Genomic DNA, 18,812 nt, shown 5'->3' on the forward strand with positions numbered 1-18,812 from the left:
GCTCGCGGGCGATTACCCCAAGGAGACACCTTGCAGAACTGGTTGATCCCTTTTGCCATGGCAGCCTACCTGTTCGCCTCCGGATGGCTGTTCTTTCGCGCTCGACGCGGGCTGACCGCTGCCGCTGTATCGCGCTGGCCGGCCATGTTCGCAGCGGCGCTGGCCGTACTTGCCCATGCGCTTGCCCTGCGAGCAGCCATCTACCAGCCTGGCGGCCTGAACCTGCAGCTGGGAATCGTCTTTTCCCTGATGGCCTGGCAGATCGGCCTGCTGACCCTGCTGGGCTCCATCCAGCGCGGCACTGCCAACCTGGGCATTGCCCTCTACCCCTTGCTGGGCCTGGCGGTATTGCCATTGGCGTCGCCCGCGCAGCCCGCCAACCTGATCCAGCATGCGAGCTGGCAGCTGGAAGCCCATATCCTGCTGTCGGTGCTGGCCTACGGCCTGCTGGCGCTGGCCGCGTTCCAGGCCATCCTGCTGTGGCTGCAGGAGCGTCGCCTGCGCGCGCACCAACCCGGTGGGCTGATCCGCGCCCTGCCGCCACTGACCATCATGGAAAGCCTGCTTTTCCAGACACTGGCCGCGGGCTTTGCCCTGCTGTCGCTGGCGCTGTTCAGCGGCCTGTTGTTCATCGAAGACCTTTTTGCGCAGCACCTCGCCCACAAGACGGTGCTATCCATTCTCGCCTGGGTCGTGTTCGCAACCTTGCTGTGGGGCCGCTGGCAGTTTGGCTGGCGCGGCCGCACCGCCATCCGCTGGACCCTGTCAGGCTTCACCTTGCTGGTGCTGGCCTATTTCGGCAGCCGCGTGGTGCTGGAGCTGATCCTCGGCAAGAGCTGGTCCTGAGCCGCTGACTCGGCCTGCCGCTTGACACGGGCCATGCAAGTCGCGAGACAATGAACGTCCGCGGCAGTGCCGCACCCGAGGAGGCCTTCCCGGCTTGGATGACTTACCCATAAGCGCCATGATTGGCGCGCTTGTCGTATTGCTGGTGCTCTCCGGATTCTTCTCCGGCTCGGAAACGGGCCTGATGACCCTCAATCGCTATCGCCTGCGTACCCGTGCCAAGGCAGGCTCGCGGGCAGCGAGACTGACCGAGAAACTGCTCGAGCGTCCCGACAGGCTGCTGGGCCTTATCCTGTTCGGCAACAACCTCGTGAACATTGCGGCCTCGGTCCTGAGCGGCGTCATTGCCATGCGCCTCTACGGCGAGAATGCCCTCGCGGCCGTACCCTTCGTGCTGACGCCGATCGTGCTGATTTTCTCGGAACTGCTGCCAAAGACCTTTGCCGTGCTCCGGCCAGAGCGTGTCGCCCTGCCCTCGGCTTATGTCTACTACCCGCTGCTGAAACTTTTCGGCTGGCTGATCTGGCTGCTGAATGCCCTGTCGAATGCCGTGCTGCGACTGTTCGGCCTGTCGCCGGAGAACGGCGAAGATCATTCTTTGTCGGGCGAAGAGCTGCGCACGGTGCTGCTGGAAGCCGGCACCCTCATCCCGAAGGCCCACCGCGACATGCTGCTGCGGATCCTGGAACTGGAACAGGCCACGGTCGAAGACATCATGGTGCCGCGTGCGGAGATCCAGGGCATCGACCTGGCTGACGACTGGACCGACATCAAGGAGCAGCTGTTCCGCAGCCAGCATACCCGCCTGCCGGTGTACGAGGAGACCATCGACAACGTCATCGGCATCCTGCACCTGCGAAGGGTGTTCGCCGCGTCTGCGCGTGACGAATTCGACCGCGACACATTGCGTGAATTGCTGACCGAGCCCTACTTCATCCCGGAAGCCACGCCCTTGCACAGGCAATTGCTGGCCTTCCAGGACCAGCATCGCCGGGTCGGACTGGTGGTGGACGAGTACGGCGACATCCAGGGCCTGGCGACCCTGGAAGACATCCTCGAGGAAATCGTTGGCGAGTTCACTTCCGATCCGCTGGCGATGAGCCGCGACCTGACGCCCGATGGCGAAGGTGCCTACATCGTTGCCGGCACGGTGCCCTTGCGATTGCTCAATCGCGCGCTGGGCTGGGAGCTGCCCACCGACGGACCGAAGACCCTGAACGGCCTGATCCTGGAAACCCTGGAAACCATACCGCAGCCGAACACGAGTGTGCTGCTGGACGGCTACCCGGTGGAAATCGTGCAGACCTCTCGCAATGCCGTGCGCACGGTCCGCGTCAGGCCCGCCAGCGAAGAAAGCGAGACCTGATCTTCACCGCTCATTCGTATGCGGCGCGAATGGCCTGTTCCAGGCGCTGCACCGGCACGATCTCCAACCCATCGACTTTCAAACTGCGCGCCACGTTGCCCTTGGGCACGATGGCACGCTTGAAACCATGCTTCGCGGCTTCGTGCAGGCGCTCTTCGCCGTTGTAGACAGGTCGCACTTCTCCCGCCAGTCCCACCTCGCCGAACACGATCAAGCCGGTGCCCAGGGGTTTGTCGCGCAGGCTGGAAAGCGCCGCCAGCAACACCGGCAGGTCCGCCGCCGTTTCTGCAACGCGCAAACCGCCGACCACATTGACGAACACGTCCTGGTCGAACATGCCGACGCCACCATGGCGATGCATGACGGCCAGCAACATCGACAGTCGATTCTGCTCCATGCCGACAGCGACACGACGCGGGTTGCCAAGGTGCGACGTGTCGACCAGGGCCTGCACCTCGACCAGCAATGGCCGGGAGCCTTCTCGTGTCACGGTCACGGCGCTGCCCGACACCGGTTCGTCATGCTTGGAAAGAAAGATCGCGGAAGGATTTTTCACTTCCTTCAGGCCGCCATCCATCATTACGAACACGCCCAGCTCGTTGACCGCACCAAAGCGATTCTTCACGGCCCGAATGACGCGATAACGCGAGCCGGCATCGTTCTCGAAATAGAGCACCGTATCGACCATGTGTTCCAGAACGCGCGGTCCGGCAATGACGCCTTCCTTGGTGACGTGCCCCACCAGGAACACCGCAATGCCGGTCTGCTTGGCCAGTCGCACCAGTTGCGCGGCCGTCTCGCGCAATTGCGCCACGGCACCGGGGGCCGACTGCAAGGCGTCGGTGTGAATGGTCTGGATGGAATCGACAATCAACACGCCCGGCTGCTCGCGACGAGCCACGGCGTTGATCGCTTCGACATTGGTTTCGGCCAGCAGCGACAGGCCGGCCGATGGCACGCCAAGGCGACGCGCCCGCAGCCCCACCTGCTTGAGGGATTCCTCGCCGGTGACATACAGCACGTCCAGCTTTTCACTGAGCGTCGCCGCTGCCTGCATCAGCAGGGTCGATTTGCCGATGCCGGGATCGCCACCGATCAGGGTGACCGAACCGGACACCAGGCCGCCGCCCAGCACGCGGTCCAGCTCGCCGATGCCGGTCTCGGTACGGGCCTCCTCGTCGATGGCCACTTCCTTCAGGCTCTGGGTCGCCGGTGCTTCGCCGGCCCAGCCCACGCTTCGACCAGGCGTGGATTTCTCGACAATGGATTCGACCAGGGTGTCCCATTCATTGCAGGCGCTGCACTGCCCGGACCACTGCGGAAACTCGGCCCCGCAAGACTGGCAGGTATAGCGTTTCTTGGCCTTTGCCATGGTGGCTGGATTCCCTTCTATGATGGCTGTGCTCGGAACGCCCGGATGGTAGCACGCTGGCGTTTGCCTTTGACCGGGGGTCGGGTAGACTGGCTCAAACAACACCAATAAAAACGGGGGTTTGCGGTGTCTGGAAAAGGGGGCTTCTGGACCAGTGACTGGTTTTTCGGTCTGGTCTTTTCACTGCTGTTCTTCCTGCTCGCCTATGGCATCTACGCCGAAGCGTTCTCGCGCATGGAAACGGCCAGCTACGACATGGGCATGCGCATGTCCGGCGCTGCACCCAGCGACCGTATCGCCGTCATCGAAATCGACGATGCCAGCATCGAGTTGATCGGCCGCTGGCCATGGCCACGCTCCGTGCATGCCGACATGATCGACAAGCTGGCCGCCGGCGGCGCCAAGGTGATTGGCAGCACCGTGCTCTTCTCGGAAGCCCAGTCCGACCCCGGCCTGCAATACATCGACGACCTCGCCCGTTTCTACGACAGTTCCGCCCTCGGTGCAGAAGCCCCGCTGCCGGAACCCGAGCCGGTTGAAGACATGCCGGCGGACGACATGGCCATCGCCGCAGGCGAGGAGGCCGTCACTGGCGAGGACATGCCGGCCGAAGCGGACCAGCCTGAAACGACCAGGCCCGCCGCGGCAGACGAAGAAAGGCTTGCCGACGCCGCCGAAGGCGACGTCCTGGGAGATGGCGACATCCCGGCCATCATTTACCAGACCCCGGAAGAAGTCGTCTCTGCCCTGCTCGAATTGCGGATCCGCATGGCGACCGCCGACGATGTGCTGGACACGGACAAGCAGCTGGCCGCCAGCATAGCCAACGCCGGCAATGTCATCCTTCCGATGACCCTGACCGAACCGAACCCGATCGGCCGCCCGGATGCCGAGCTGCAGCCATGGCTGCTGGCCAATGCGATCATGAATGTGTCGGCCTCGGAGCTGGCGGTGGACCCGCTCAGCTACGGTGCCATCCAGCCGCCGATCCCGGCGCTGGCCGAATCCTCGGCAGGCCTCGGTCACATCCTGATCATTCCCGACGTGGATGGTGCGCTGCGGTTCGAACCGCTGGCCGTTCAATACGACGGCCTGCTGTTCCCGTCCTTTTCCCTCGCTGTCGCCGCACAAAGCCTGAACCTGACGCCGGGCGACATGGAGGTGGTGCTGGGCCGAGGCGTCAATCTTGGCAACCTGCAGATCGGCACCACGCCCGAGCTGCTGATGTACAACTACTATTACGCCTCCGACAACAAGGACAGCTTCGACCACTATTCCTTCACCGATGTCTGGCAGGGCGTCGTGCCGGTCGAGCGCTTCAAGGACAAGATCGTGTTGATCGGAGCGACCGCGCTGGGCGTCGGCGACTCCTTCCCGACGCCGGTGGCGCCGAACATGGCGCCGGTCACCACCGTCGCACACACGATTTCCGCCATTCTCAAGGAAGATTTCTTTACGCGTCCCGACTGGGCGCTGTATGCCGAGCTCGGCACCTTCCTGCTGCTGGCGCTCTATCTCATTGCCATCCTGCCGCGCCTGCGTCCCGGCATGGCCGCGCTGGCATCGCTCGGCCTGCTGGTTGCGATTCTCGTAGCGGAATTCTCGCTGCTGACTGGCTCTTCCATGTGGCTGCGCCTGACGGTGCCGGTCATGTTCCTGGTCTCCGGGCACCTGCTGATCACCATCAAGCAGTTCCGCGTCACCGACCGCATCCGCTTGAAGTCGGAAGCAGAAGGTGCGGAGAGCAACAAGATGCTCGGCCTTGCGTTCCAGCAGCAAGGCCAGCTCGACATGGCCTTCGACAAATTCCGCAAGTGCCCGATGGACGATTCGGTCATGGACGCGCTTTACAACCTCGCGCTGGACTACGAGCGCAAGCGCCAGTTCAACAAGGCCGGCTCGGTTTATTCACACATGGCCGAACACAATCCGAACTACAAGGATCTGCAGAAGCGCATGAAGCGCTCTCAGGCCATGGAAGAAACCATCATGCTGGGTGGTTCCAGCGGCGGTCATCCGGGCGGCACCCTGATGCTCGATGGCGACGAAATGCAGAAGCCGATGCTCGGCCGCTACCAGGTGGAGCAGGAGCTCGGCAAGGGCGCCATGGGCATCGTCTACGGTGGCCGTGACCCGAAGATCAACCGAGTCGTGGCGATCAAGACCATGGCGCTGTCGCAGGAGTTCGAGGCCGACGAACTGGATGAAGTGAAGGAGCGCTTCTTCCGGGAAGCGGAAACGGCCGGGCGACTGAACCACCCCTACATCGTGACGATCTACGATGCCGGCGAAGAACACGACCTTGCCTACATCGCCATGGAATTCCTGAAGGGCAAGGACCTGGTGCCGCACACCAAGGCGGACAACCTGCTCCCGGCCAGGCAGGTCTGCGACATGATGGCCAACGCTGCCGAAGCACTGGCCTATGCGCACAGCAATGGCGTGGTGCATCGCGACATCAAGCCAGCGAACATCATGTACAACCCCGAAGACAAGTCGATGAAGCTGACCGATTTCGGCATTGCCCGAATTACCGACAGCTCCAAGACCAAGACCGGCATGGTGCTGGGCACCCCCTCCTACATGTCGCCCGAGCAGCTCGCCGGCCAGAAGGTCGATGGCCGCTCCGACCTGTTCTCGCTGGGCGTGACTTTCTACCAGCTGCTGTCAGGACAACTGCCCTTCCGGGCCGACTCCATGGCTGCGCTGATGTACAAGATCACCAACGAAGAGCATGCACCGGTAAGCCTGGTCCAACCGGACCTGCCGGCCTGCCTGGATGCTATTATCAACAAGGCACTCGACAAGAATGTCGACAACCGCTACCAGAATGGTAACGAAATGGCCGCCGAGATCCGGGCCTGTGCAGGTCAGTTGCCGGGCTGATTGCCCGCGGATAGGGATAGGGACATGAGCTTCAAAGGAAAACTCCAATTCGTGGGCCTGACCGATACCGGACGCGTCCGCTCGCATAACGAAGACGCCATCGGCACCGAGATCGAAATCGGCCTGGTGGTGCTCGCCGACGGCATGGGCGGTTACAAGGCCGGTGAAGTCGCCAGCGCCATGGCCGTCGAGACCATTACCGAAACCGTCAGCAAGGGCTTGAAAACAGCGCGCAAACAGAAGGTCGGCGAGTCCGGCTATGCCGCCGAGACCCTGCTGCTGAGGAAGGCCGTCGAAGCGGCCAATGCCCGGATCCACAACACGGCCAAGGACAATCCGCAGTGCGAAGGCATGGGCACCACCGTCGTGACCTGCCTCTACTATGACAATCGCGTCTCGATCGCCCATGTTGGCGATTCGCGCCTGTACCGGGTCCGCGGGGACCGATTCGAACAGGTCACTCTCGATCACTCCCTGCTGCAGGAACTGGTATCCCGGGGGTTCTACACGCCCGAGGAGGCCCGGAAATCACTGAACAAGAACCTGGTCACCCGGGCGCTGGGTATCGAACCCACGGTCAAGGTGGACGTCCAGGAAGACGTCGTGCTGCAGGGCGAGATCCAGTTGCTCTGCTCCGACGGCCTTTCCGACATGGTCGAGGACGAGGATATTCACTTAACTATCAGCACCTTTAGTGCTAATCTTGACACAGCGGCTCAACAGTTGGTCAGGATGGCAAATGATAACGGCGGGCGTGACAACGTCTCCGTGGTGCTTACCAAAGCGCTGAAGTCTTACGGGGACAAACAAGGCTTCTTCAACCGATTCATGGACTGGTTCGCCTGACACATCACCGGTATTGAGGGCAGGAAATGGGAAAGTTAATCCTGAGTTTGGACGGGGCCGTACTGGCCGAGTACGAGATGGACAAGGAACGGTTCACCATTGGCCGCCTCGCCGACAATGACATCCATGTCGACAACATGGCCGTCAGCGGACACCATGCGCTGATCATCAACATCCTGAATGATTCCTTCCTGGAAGACCTGAACAGCACCAACGGCACTTACGTCAACGGCAAGCTGATCAAGAAGCACGCCCTACAGGACGGCGACACCATCACCATCGGCAAGCATGCTCTCAAGTACGTCAACGAAGCTGCGTCCGCTGTTGGCGGCGGCGATGACGACGACGAGGATGATTTCGAAAAGACGATGATCATCCGTCCGGGAGCGAAGTCCGGTGGACCGAGCCTCGACAGTGTCAACAAGGCAGTCGAAGGTGCCGGCGGCGCACCGGTCAACCCGGACGCCCAGAAGGGTCTGCCGAAAGCCAAGCTGCAGGTTCTGTCCGGCGCCTTTGCCGGCAAGGAACTGGAATTGAACAAGGCCTTGACCACGCTGGGTCGCCCTGGCGTGCAGGTTGCTGCCATCACCCGTCGTGCCGATGGTTTCTTCGTTGTGCCGGTCGAGGGTGATTCGGGCAAGCCACCAACCGTCAACGACCAGGAAGTCGGCAAGGAAGGCAAGAAGCTGGCACACAACGACGTTATCGAACTGGCCGGCGTGAAGATGGGCTTTTTCGAAATCTGATCTTTGCCATTGCACAGACACGAGAAAGCCGGGCAATGCCCGGCTTTTCTTTTTCCAGCTGGCCTGGCTTCCCTACTCGCCCTGCAGGGTGAAATCGACGCGCTGCGTGACCCCGCACAGCAGCTCGTAGGGAATCGTGCCGGCGGCAACAGCAATCTCCTCGACGGGCAGGCCTCGACCCCAGAGCACCACCTCATCACCTTCCTGTGCATCCGGCTGGCTGTCCAGGTCCACGGCGATCATGTCCATGCTGACTCGGCCGATCAGCGGCACGCGCTGGCCGTTGACCAGCACCGGCGTGCCGTTGCCAGCGTGTCTCGGATACCCATCGCCATAGCCGATAGCCGCGATGCCATAACGCTTCGGCTTGTCTGCCGTGAACCGGCCGCCATAACCGATGCTTTCCCCGGCCGCCATCTGCTTGACCGCGATCAGCTCGGTCGAGACGGTCATCACCGGCCGCAGGTTCTGCTCCGTGCCGTTCTCGTCGATGATCGGGCTGACGCCATACAGTGACACGCCGGGACGCACCCAGTCAGCGTGCGACGCGGGAAAGGCCAGGGTGCCTGCGGAGTTGGCGATGCTGAGCTCGCCACCGAGGTGTTCGGTGGCCTCGCGAAACAGTTCGATCTGGGCGGAGGTTGCCGCCTCGTCCAGGTCATCGGCCTTGGCGAGATGGGTCATCAGGCGTGGCGTGCCCGCAACGGCATTCGAGTCGAGAACACGCTGCCACGCGGCAGGAAATTCATCCAGCTTGAAACCGAGGCGGTTCATTCCGGTATCGAGCTTCACCCAGATCGGCAGGCGCGAGCCGGAATAGGCTTCCAGCCAGGCAAGCTGGCGCTGCGTGTGGACGACCAGTTCGAAGCCGGCTTCCGCCGCGAGGGAAATTTCTTCCGGGGCGAAAGCCCCCTCCAGCAGCAACACCGGCGTATCGACACCGGCGGCACGGATGCGTCGAGCCTCATCAAGGCTCGCGACGGCAAAGAGTTCGGCTTCCGGCAAGGCACGCACCACGGCTTCGAGACCATGGCCATAGGCATTCGCCTTGACCACGGCCATGACGCGCGCACCATCGGCACGCTGGCTCAATACCTGGAAATTGTGGCGGAGCGCATCGAGATCGATGACCGCGCTGGTTGCCCTGGTCATGCGTCCGGTGCGTCCCCCATGAAGGCATCGCTGGCAAGGTTTTCAAACCGGGTGAACTGGCCAAGGAAGGCGGCGCGCACCATGCCGATCGGGCCGTTACGCTGCTTGCCGATGATGACCTCGGCCGTACCCTTGAACGGGCTTTCCTCGTTGTAAACCTCGTCGCGATAGATGAAGACGATCAAGTCGGCGTCCTGCTCGATGGCGCCCGATTCGCGCAGGTCAGACATGATCGGACGCTTGTCCGGGCGCTGCTCAAGGCCACGGTTCAGCTGCGACAGTGCGATCACCGGTACGCTGAGTTCCTTGGCGAGCGCTTTCAGGCCGCGTGAAATTTCGGAAATTTCGGTCGCACGGTTTTCCTTGGTCCCCGCGACCTGCATCAGCTGCAGGTAGTCGACCACGATCATGCCAAGGCCGTGCTCGCGCTTCAGGCGACGCGCGCGGGCGCGCATTTCCGTGGGCGTGAGTGCCGGCGTGTCGTCAATGAAGATCGGCGCCTCGGACATCAGTGTCACGGCCGAGGTGATCCGCGGCCAATCTTCTTCATCCAGCTTGCCGGTGCGCACCTTGCCCTGGTTGATGCGACCCAGCGAGGAAATCATTCGCAAGGCCAGCTGGTCGCCTGGCATTTCCATCGAGAACACCGCAACCGGCACCTTTTCGCGGATGGCAGCGTGCTCGACCATGTTCATTGCGAAAGAGGTCTTGCCCATGGAGGGGCGACCCGCAACGATGACCAGGTCGCCAGGCTGAAGCCCGGCTGTCTTCTCATCGAAACTGGTCAGGCCGGTCGGGATGCCCGTGATGTGGCTGTCGGAATTGAACAGCTCGTCGATGCGGTCGACCGCCTTGGTCAGCAGCTTGCGTATGCCGGTAAACCCCTGCTGCGCGCGCGTTCCCTTCTCGGCAATTTCGAAAACACGCTGCTCGGCAAACTCCAGGATCTCGGCCGGCGTGCGCCCTTCCGGCGTGTGAGCCGTGGAGGCAATCTCGTTACCCGTCCGGATCAGCTGCCGCAACACAGAGCGCTCGCGCACGATATCGGCATAGTGACGGACATTGGCCGAACCTGGCGCGTCCTTTGCAAGGGCGCCAATGTAGGCCATGCCCCCCGCCTCTTCGAGCTTGCCGGACTGCTCCAGCTGCTCGCTGACAGTAATGGCATCGGCCGGCTTGTCTGCTTCGCGCAGCGCGGCAATGGCACCAAAAATCAATCGGTGATCATGGCGGTAGAAATCATGCGCGCCGAGCCGGTCGGCAATCTGGTCCCAGCTGGAATTGTCCAGCATCAGCCCGCCGATGACGGACTGCTCGGCCTCGACAGAGTGTGGCGGTACTTTCAGCTGGTCTGTCGAGCGGCCTTGCTCGACACTGGTGATGGCATTGGCCATGGAATCCCCCTAGAAACCGACCATTTATCCTACCGCCAAGCGCCCCCGGGGAGAATGGCAGAGCCTGTGGATAACTGGTGGAAAACAACAAAAAAGGCCGATCCGCCCGGACCGGCCTTTTTCACATCTTGCGAGCCCGCCGGAATCCGGCGGCTCCCTCGACTCAAGCGAGAATCACTCCTCGCCGACGATCACGACCTTGATGGTCGCATTGACGTCGGAGTGCAGGTGGATCTCGATCTCATGCTCGCCGGCCATGCGCAGCGGGCCTTCCGGCATGCGCACTTCCTTGCGCTCCAGCTCGACGCCAGCCTTGGTGACCGCATCGGCGATGTCGACCGTACCGATCGAACCGAACAGCTTGCCTTCCGAGCCAGCCTTGGAGGTGATCTCCACGCTCATGCCTTCGAGCTTGTCAGCACGAGCCTGGGCAGCGGCCAGCTCTTCAGCCAGCTGCTTCTCCAGTTCGGCGCGACGCGCCTCGAACTCGGCAACATTTTCCGGCGTTGCCGGCTTGGCGAGACCCTGCGGCAGCAGGTAATTGCGGCCATAGCCCGGCTTGACGGTGACCTTGTCACCCAGGTTGCCGAGGTTGTCGACCTTGGTCAGCAGAATTACTTCCATCGTCATTCACCCGTGTTTACAGATTGCATTCATTCACCGCCCCGTCGAGACGCCAGTCGCGTTCGCAGGTCGGTCCAGTTATCCAGGGCGCCGATGGTCACCATGACCAGGACCACCAGCCCCGTCAGCGGCAGGCTGAGCAAATACACCAGCCAGAGTACCGCAACATTCAATTTCAGCAGCTTGACTGCGCCATGCAGCAAGGCAAAACCCTGCAACAACAGGGGCACCGCCATCACCAGCCCGACCAGGTTGGCAAAGGCATCCGGCCAGTAGGCCGAAACACCCAACGCCAGGCCCGCGAGCATGGCATAGGGTCGCCCCATCCTGAAGGCCCTGAAATCCTGGCCAAAACCGCCGGGATTCCATGCCACCGCCTGCCAGAAACGCGCCAGCAACAAGGCCAGTGCGATGCTCAGGGTGGCCGAGGCCGCCAGCATGGCCGGCATTACCCTCGCCATGTCCGCCACTTCCGCGGCGGTCAGCTCGCGACCATCGCGCATTTGCGCCAGGGTCGGCAAGACGACGTCCTCCACCAGCTGGCGCATCGCCTCGAGTGGCGCATCGGCCATCAACAGCCAACCGGCACCCGCAGCGCCGACCATGGCCACAAGCGCCTGCATGGCCAGTGGCAATGACCCCGTGCGGCGCAGGATTTCTCCCAGCAGCAGCAGGGGCAGCCACAAGGCGGCAACCTGGCCAATCAATTCCAGCCTGCCGGTGATCACGGCAAAGCCGACAATCAGCAGCAAGGCTGGCAAGGCCACCTGCACGCCGGCCCAGAGGCCCTTGCGCATCGAGATCATCGCCAGCAAGGCAGCGCCGAAAATATCCAGCACCCTTGTCAGCGCGAGGGCGGCGACCGCCCACCCGCTTCTCAGCGGGCTCTCACTCAGCCAGAGCAGAAGTCTCTGCATGGCAATCAAGCCACCAGCCGACCCGGGCACCCCGGGCGGCCGGCGTCACAACAATTAATGCTGATCCGAGTACGGCAGCAGTGCCAGGAAGCGCGCACGCTTCACGGCAACAGCCAGCTGACGCTGGTAGAACGGACGCGTGCCGGTAATGCGGCTCGGAACGATCTTGCCGGTCTCGGTGATGTACTGCTTAAGGGTCGTCAGATCCTTGTAATCGATTTCCTTCACGCCTTCGGCGGTGAAGCGGCAGAACTTGCGACGACGGAAAAACTTCGACATGTCTCTCTCCTAATTCGCTATGCAGCTCAGGCTGCAGATTCTTCGCTGTCAGCGTCGTTCGAGTCATCGCTCGAGTCGCTGTCAGCCTTGTTGTCGTCCGAATCGTTGCGCGACTCGTTGCGATCGCTGTCGCGGTCATCACGACGGTCGTCGCGATCATCGTCACGCTCGTCTTCACGCTTGGCCAGCGGAGACGGATCGGTTTCGGCTTCTTCACGGCGGAGAGTCATGTGGCGCAGGACGGCGTCGTTGAACTTGAAAGCACTTTCAATTTCTTCGACCACGTCGGCACCGCACTCCACATTCATCAGGATGTAGTGTGCTTTATGAATCTTGTTGATGGGGTATGCGAGCTGGCGACGGCCCCAGTCTTCGAGACGGTGGACCTTGCCTTCACCTGCTTCGACCATCGCCTTGTAGCGATCGACCATGGCAGGAACCTGCTCGCTCTGATCCGGGTGGACCAGGAACACGATTTCAAAGTGACGCATTGTAATCTCCTTACGGATTAAACAGCCCCCCGGACAACCCGGTGGAGCAAGGAGCGCGTTACGGGGGATTTTTGCCCACCTCGCAGAACGCAAGCGCGGGATATTAGCCGAATAACAAGGACTTATGCAAGCCGAAACCGGCCCTGGCGGGCGTTTAACTGCGCCTTTGCCGGAGCGCTTCGTACAGCGTCACGCCAGTCGCGACCGAGACATTCAGGCTCTCGACCCCACCGACCATCGGCAGGCGCGCCAGGTGATCGCAGGTTTCGCGGGTCAGGCGGCGCATGCCCTCGCCTTCGGCGCCCATGACAATTCCCAAACCGCCTTTCAAATCAACAGCATACAGCTCCTGCTCGGCCTCGCCAGCCAGGCCGACCAGCCAGATACCACGGTCCTTCAGGTCCCGCAGGGTGCGCGCCAGGTTGGTCACCGGATAGACCGGCACGCGCTCGGCCGCGCCGGCGGCCACCTTGCGCACCGTGGCATTGACGCCCACGGCGTTGTCCTTGGGCACGATCACGGCATGCACCCCGGCGGCATCGGCCGTGCGCAGGCAGGCGCCGAGGTTGTGCGGATCCTGCACGCCATCGAGCACCAGCAGGAAAGCCGGCTCCTCGAGTCCGTCCAGCAGGTCTTCCAGCGCGTCGAAGCTGGGCGCAGCCGCCGCCTCGAATTCGCCAATCACGCCCTGGTGACGATTATTTTCTCCGGCCAGCTTGTCGAGTTCACGGCGTGCGACACGGACGGCATCAACGTTCTGCGCGGATGCGGCATTCAGCACGGCGTTAAGGCGCTTGTCGCGCCGTCCATCCAGCACCCACAGAGCCCTGCAGGCACGACCGGCTTCCAGCGCCGAGATCACGGCATGTATTCCAAAAATGCGTTCCGCGCTCAAATCTTCAGCCTCTTACTTGCGCCGGCGGCGACGTGACTTCTTCTTGTCGCCCTGCTTGTCTTTTTTCTTGCCCTTGGCGCCGCCCTTCTTCTTGCCACCCCGATCGTCGCGACCGGAAGGCTTGGCAATCGGCTTGCTGCCACGCGCCTTGCGTCGGGCGCGCACCTCATCGGCATCGATGATCGGTTCGAAATCGATCTTGCGCTCGTCCGGGTCGACCCGCGCCACACGCACACGCAGCGGATCCGCCAGGCGGAACTCCAGGCCACCGCGCTCGCCGACCAGGCGATGCATGGTCGGATCGAACTGGTAGTAATCGTTTTCCAGCGTGGTGACGTGCACCAGGCCCTCGACATGCATGCCCTTGATCTCGACAAACAGGCCGAACGACGTCACGCCGATGATCAGGCCATCGAACTCGTCGCCGATGCGATCCTTCATGTAATCGCACTTCAGCCAGGACACCGCATCGCGGGTCGCGTCATCGGCACGGCGCTCGACCATGGAGCAATGCGTGCCGAGATTTTCCATGCGCTTGTTGTCGTACGGGAATTCATGCGCGGGCTTGCCGGCCAGGATGTGCTTGATGCCACGATGCACCAGCAAGTCCGGGTAGCGGCGGATTGGCGAGGTGAAATGCGCGTAGTGATCCAGCCCCAGGCCGAAATGACCGTTCAGCTCCGGCTGGTACACCGCCTGCGACATGGAACGCAGCAATACCGTCTCGATCAGGCTCTTGTCCGGGCGGTCCTGGATGTTGGCAATCAGCTTGGAATAGTCCTTGGCGCTCGGGCTGTCGCCACCACCCAGCTGGAGACCCAGCGGGCCGAGGAACATGCGAAGCTTCTCCAGCGCATCGGCCGGCGGCTTCTCGTGCACGCGGTACAGCGTCGGAATGCCGTTCTTGTCCAGGAACTTCGCGGCCTGCACGTTCGCCGCAATCATGCATTCCTCGATGATCTTGTGCGCGACATTGCGCTGCACTTCGACAATGTCCTCGATCTTGCGATCGGCATCGAACACGATCTTGGTTTCCACCGATTCGAAATCGATGGCGCCACGGCGCTTGCGCGCGCTCGCGAAGGCCTTGTAGAGATCATGCAGCGCCTGCAGGCGCGGCACGAAGCGGCCCAGCGACTGGTGCATCTTGGGATCGCCGTCGTCCAGCAGCTTGCCGACCTGGGTGTAGGTCAGGCGCTTGTGCGAGCGAATCAGTGCATTGAAGAATTTCGCGCGGCCAACCTTGCCGTCCTTGTCGACCAGCATTTCGCAGGCCATGGTCAGGCGGTCCACGTCCGGGTTCAGCGAACACAATCCATTGGAAAGCTCTTCCGGCAGCATGGGGATGACCCAGTCCGGGAAATACACGGAGGTGCCGCGGGTCTCGGCTTCCTGGTCCAGCGGCGAACCCGGCTGCACGTAATGCGCCACGTCGGCGATGGCGACGATCAGGCGCCAGCCCTTGGCCGTTTCCTCGCAGAACACGGCGTCATCGAAATCGCGTGCGTCCTCGCCGTCGATGGTGACGAAATCCAGCTCGCGGAAATCCTCGCGGCCCTGCTTGGCCTTCTCGGCCACTTCCTCGCCGAAAGTCTTCGCCTCGGCCTTCACCGGCTCCGGGAATTCGCTGGGCAGGCCGAAGGAATGGATCGCGATCTCGACTTCCATGCCGGCAGCGCGATGTTCGCCCAGAACCTGGTAGACCTCGCCCACCGGCTGGGTCTTCTTGGTCGGGTACTCGAGGATGTCGACCAGCACGATCTGGCCCGGCTTGGCGGAGCCCGCCTTGCCCTCGGGAATGATCACTTCATGATTGAAGCGGGAATTGTCCGGCACCATGTACTGCACGCCGGATTCCTTGAAGAAGCGGCCCACCAGGCGCTTGGTGTTGCGCTCCAGGATGTCCACCACGCTGCCTTCCAGGCGGCCGCGGTTGTCTTCGCCGGAGATGCGCACGGAGACGCGGTCACCGTGCAGGATGCTGGCCATCTGGCGCGGCGACAGGAAGATATCGTCCTTGCCCTCGTCCGGGATAAGGAAGCCGAAGCCGTCCTTGTGGGCCTGCACGCGGCCGGCAATGACGCCCATGCGGCGGGCAATGCCATAGCCACCGCGGCGGTTCTGGACGACCTGGCCGTCGCGCACCATCGCCCGCAGGCGGCGGCGCAAGGCCTCCTGGTCGTCGTCTGACTTCAGGTTCAACCGCTGTTCGAGCTCATCCTGTGGTACCGGGCGGCCGATATCCTCGAGCAGGTCGAGGATGAATTCGCGGCTCTGGATGGGTTGGGCGTATTTCTCGGCTTCGCGCCGGGCGTTGGGGTCTTTTTTCTTTGTCATCCCCCCATTGTGGGGGTTTTGCCCGATTTATGACAGCGCATTGACAACTTCGCCGCACTCGGTAAAATGCGCCCTCTCCTGAAGGAATGCCGGCCTCAGCCCGGCGGCCAGACGGAAAGCCGAGGTGGCGGAATTGGTAGACGCGCTAGCTTCAGGTGCTAGTTGGGGTAACCCAGTGGAGGTTCAAGTCCTCTCCTCGGCACCAGACAAGAAAAGCCCGTGAGGAAACTCACGGGCTTTTTTCTTTCCGGGACCAGGCTTTTAAATCAATGCCCGCGAAAGTCCGGCTGGTCCTTGCTACTGACAGGGGCATAGGCGTACGCACGCTCGTCATGCTCGGCATGGTCGATGCCGAACTCGCCCGTATCATCCGCCGAGCGCAGGCCGAACATCGCCTTGATGGCGTACAGGATGGCGGCCGTCATCACCGCCGTGAACAGGATCACCACCAGCACGCCCACGACCTGCGGCATCATCAGGTCCGCATTGCCATACAACAGGCCATCCACGCCGCCCGCCTGGGCGCTGGCAAACACGCCCGTCAGGATGGAACCCACGATGCCGCCCACGCCGTGGCAGGCGAACACGTCCAGCGTGTCGTCCATCGGCAGGCGATCCAGGTATTTCAGGGCGTAGTAGCTCGCCACGGCGCCTGCGAGGCCCATCAACATCGCGCCGCCCGGCAGCACGAAGCCCGCCGCCGGGGTGATGGTCACAAGCCCGACCACCGCCGCAATGGAAGTGCCGGTTGCCGTCGGCTTGCCCCGATCGAACATTTCCAGCAGCACCCAGGCCACGACCGCTGCACCCGTGGCGAGCATGGTGGTCACCAGCGCCAGCACGGCCGTGCCGTCTGCTGCCAGCGCCGAACCGGCATTGAAGCCGAACCAGCCAAACCACAACAGCGAAGCGCCCAGCACCACGAAGGGCACGTTATGCGGCAGGTGATCGGATTCGCCATCATGCCGCGGGCCGATGACCAGTGCCGCTACGAGTGCCGCCACACCCGCGCTGATGTGCACGACCGTGCCACCCGCGAAATCCAGCGCACCCATTTCGCCAATCCAGCCACCCGGACCCCAGACCCAGTGCGCTATCGGGTTATAGACGAGGATCGCCCAGGCAACGATGAACAGCAGGTAGGACTTGAACTTCATGCGTCCCACCACCGCGCCGGAAATCAGCGCTGGCGTGATGATGGCGAACATCATCTGGAAGGCCATGAACAGGAGATGCGGAATGTCGCTGGAGAAATCCGGGTTCGGCGCCGTCGTGACATTGTTCAGCGCGACGAAACCCAGCCCGCCGATCAGGGCGTTGTTCTCGGAAAAGACCAGCGAGTAGCCGAGCAGCGCCCACTCCACCGATATGAAACCGAGCGCAATGAAAGACATTTTCATCGTGTTGATGACTTCCCGCTCACGCACCAGGCCCGCGTAAAAGAACGCGAGACCCGGCGTCATCAACAGGACCAGCGCACAGCTGACAAGCATCCAGGCAATCGCACCGCTATCCATGGTTCCCCCTTCTCGATGATGCAACGAATGATGTCTTGATAATCATTCGCGACCCGGTCGGGGAGCAATTCGGTCAGCCTATAGCTTGTATAAATCTCATCAATACGAAGAAAGAAAACTATCGGCAGGACAAATATCGCATTAAGGCAGAAACACCGCGCCGCCTCTAGTGGGCGCTCCGCAAGCAGTTCCTGCCGTCGGACTTGGCCTGGTAGAGCGCTTCATCGCAGCGTTGCAACAAGCCCTCGATGGTGTCGCCCTCGCGATACTCCGCAACGCCAATGGACACGGTCACCTGCGCACCCTGTGGCAGGTCATCGATGTTCGCGATGCCATCGCGCAAGCGCTCCAGCGCGATCTGCGCGCCCGCCAGGCCGGTATCCGGCATCACTGCCAGGAACTCCTCGCCGCCATAGCGACCGACGATGTCAGTCAGGCGCAGGCTTTCACTGAGCTTCTCGGCGACCCGTTGCAGGCAGCCATCACCGACCAGGTGTCCGTGCTTGTCATTGATCTCCTTGAAGTGATCCAGGTCCACCATGGCCAGGCAAAGCGCCTTGGCATTGCCTCGCCGGATACGGGAGAGCTCGCGCTCCAGCTCCCGGAACACCTGGCGGCGATTGTCCACGCCAGTCAGCGGGTCGAGGAAGGCAAACTCGCTCAGCTCGCGCTTGCTTTCCGCCAGGCGACGGCGAAGCATGGACACGTAACCCCCGACCAGGCTCATCCAGAACAGGCCTGTTGCCAGGATCAGCCAGTGCAGCAGCTCGACCTCGTAGGCCAGCCCGCCATTCGACTCCTGGTATATCTCGTAAACCAGCGCCAGGTAACCCAGCAAGGTCACACCACTTATCAACAGGTATTGGCGGGTCCGCAAGGTGTACACACCGAACAGGAAGGCCAGCAGCAGCCACACGACCGGCAACATGCGTGCTTCCTGCTCCACGTTCCAGGCGATCAGCAAGGACCAGGTGCTTGCCGCCAGTACCTGCGGAAAGGTCAGGCTGGGTTCGGGAAATTTCAGGTTCAGGTCGGTCGCAATGAGGAAATAGAAGCCACCGCAGGTCAGCGAGGCAAGGACAACGCCAATGACCTTCTGACTCGTCGTGAGGTCGATCAGTCCCAGGCTGTTCATGTAGGACAA

The 18,812-nt window shown here is 62.2% G+C and carries 16 protein-coding genes and 1 tRNA gene; 6 read left to right on the forward strand and 11 right to left on the reverse strand.

The genetic code is table 11. The features are described from left to right. The first annotated feature begins 30 nt into the window (after positions 1-30). On the forward strand, positions 31-846 hold the full coding sequence (ccsA, locus tag R3217_00940) for a cytochrome c biogenesis protein CcsA (GenBank protein MDX1453999.1): 816 nt from the start codon (positions 31-33) through the stop codon (positions 844-846). Positions 847-940: 94 nt separating this feature from the next. Further along, the gene (locus R3217_00945; protein MDX1454000.1) at positions 941-2,212 is read left to right on the forward strand and encodes an HlyC/CorC family transporter; all 1,272 of its coding nucleotides are present in this window, start codon (positions 941-943) and stop codon (positions 2,210-2,212) included. Positions 2,213-2,222: 10 nt separating this feature from the next. On the opposite strand, the gene radA is transcribed toward R3217_00945, so the two are convergent. Further along, the gene (gene radA, locus R3217_00950; protein ID MDX1454001.1) at positions 2,223-3,584 is read right to left on the reverse strand and encodes a DNA repair protein RadA; all 1,362 of its coding nucleotides are present in this window, start codon (positions 3,582-3,584) and stop codon (positions 2,223-2,225) included. A 126-nt stretch (positions 3,585-3,710) separates the two neighbouring features. Between radA and R3217_00955 the strand changes: the two genes are divergently transcribed. Genes R3217_00955 through R3217_00965 form a run of 3 tightly spaced genes read left to right on the forward strand, consistent with a single transcriptional unit; the run spans position 3,711 to position 8,062 of the window. Further along, the gene (locus tag R3217_00955) at positions 3,711-6,470 is read left to right on the forward strand and encodes a serine/threonine-protein kinase (GenBank protein MDX1454002.1); all 2,760 of its coding nucleotides are present in this window, start codon (positions 3,711-3,713) and stop codon (positions 6,468-6,470) included. Between the two features lie 24 nt (positions 6,471-6,494). Continuing rightward, positions 6,495-7,316, forward strand: a complete 822-nt coding sequence (locus tag R3217_00960; GenBank protein MDX1454003.1) for a Stp1/IreP family PP2C-type Ser/Thr phosphatase — start codon at positions 6,495-6,497, stop codon at positions 7,314-7,316. Positions 7,317-7,342: 26 nt separating this feature from the next. After that, positions 7,343-8,062 (forward strand): FHA domain-containing protein, encoded by a 720-nt coding sequence (locus R3217_00965; protein MDX1454004.1) that lies wholly within the window; start codon positions 7,343-7,345, stop codon positions 8,060-8,062. Positions 8,063-8,134: 72 nt separating this feature from the next. On the opposite strand, the gene alr is transcribed toward R3217_00965, so the two are convergent. From alr to rnr, 8 genes are all read right to left on the reverse strand, one after another. Beyond that, positions 8,135-9,214 carry an alanine racemase gene (gene alr, locus R3217_00970; GenBank protein MDX1454005.1) on the reverse strand — a complete coding sequence of 360 codons (1,080 nt, stop codon included), beginning with the start codon at positions 9,212-9,214 and terminating at the stop codon, positions 8,135-8,137. After that, entirely contained in the window at positions 9,211-10,608 is a 1,398-nt protein-coding gene (gene dnaB, locus R3217_00975; GenBank protein ID MDX1454006.1) for a replicative DNA helicase, read from the reverse strand. The genes alr and dnaB overlap by 4 nt, the downstream gene beginning before the upstream one ends. 174 nt (positions 10,609-10,782) lie before the next feature. Next, on the reverse strand, positions 10,783-11,232 hold the full coding sequence (rplI, locus tag R3217_00980) for a 50S ribosomal protein L9 (GenBank protein ID MDX1454007.1): 450 nt from the start codon (positions 11,230-11,232) through the stop codon (positions 10,783-10,785). Between the two features lie 29 nt (positions 11,233-11,261). Beyond that, complete coding sequence (locus tag R3217_00985; GenBank protein MDX1454008.1) at positions 11,262-12,149, reverse strand: hypothetical protein; 888 nt, start codon at positions 12,147-12,149, stop codon at positions 11,262-11,264. Between the two features lie 54 nt (positions 12,150-12,203). Then, a complete protein-coding gene (gene rpsR, locus R3217_00990) occupies positions 12,204-12,428 on the reverse strand; it encodes a 30S ribosomal protein S18 (protein ID MDX1454009.1) in 225 nt (74 codons plus the stop codon). A 26-nt stretch (positions 12,429-12,454) separates the two neighbouring features. After that, complete coding sequence (gene rpsF / locus R3217_00995) at positions 12,455-12,919, reverse strand: 30S ribosomal protein S6 (protein MDX1454010.1); 465 nt, start codon at positions 12,917-12,919, stop codon at positions 12,455-12,457. Between the two features lie 154 nt (positions 12,920-13,073). Continuing rightward, the gene (gene rlmB, locus R3217_01000; protein MDX1454011.1) at positions 13,074-13,814 is read right to left on the reverse strand and encodes a 23S rRNA (guanosine(2251)-2'-O)-methyltransferase RlmB; all 741 of its coding nucleotides are present in this window, start codon (positions 13,812-13,814) and stop codon (positions 13,074-13,076) included. Positions 13,815-13,826: 12 nt separating this feature from the next. Next, the gene (gene rnr, locus R3217_01005) at positions 13,827-16,151 is read right to left on the reverse strand and encodes a ribonuclease R (protein MDX1454012.1); all 2,325 of its coding nucleotides are present in this window, start codon (positions 16,149-16,151) and stop codon (positions 13,827-13,829) included. Between the two features lie 118 nt (positions 16,152-16,269). Between rnr and R3217_01010 the strand changes: the two genes are divergently transcribed. Then, positions 16,270-16,356 (forward strand) — tRNA-Leu (locus R3217_01010). Between the two features lie 61 nt (positions 16,357-16,417). On the opposite strand, the gene R3217_01015 is transcribed toward R3217_01010, so the two are convergent. Together R3217_01015 and R3217_01020 are read right to left on the reverse strand one after the other, a co-directional pair. Continuing rightward, complete coding sequence (locus R3217_01015) at positions 16,418-17,668, reverse strand: ammonium transporter (protein ID MDX1454013.1); 1,251 nt, start codon at positions 17,666-17,668, stop codon at positions 16,418-16,420. A 166-nt stretch (positions 17,669-17,834) separates the two neighbouring features. Next, on the reverse strand, positions 17,835-18,812 hold a 978-nt coding region (locus R3217_01020), incomplete at its 5' end, for a GGDEF domain-containing protein (protein ID MDX1454014.1).

It is taken from the genome of Gammaproteobacteria bacterium, from assembly GCA_033720895.1.
In the GTDB taxonomy this organism is placed as follows: Bacteria; Pseudomonadota; Gammaproteobacteria; order Natronospirales; family JAJUFS01; genus JAWWBS01.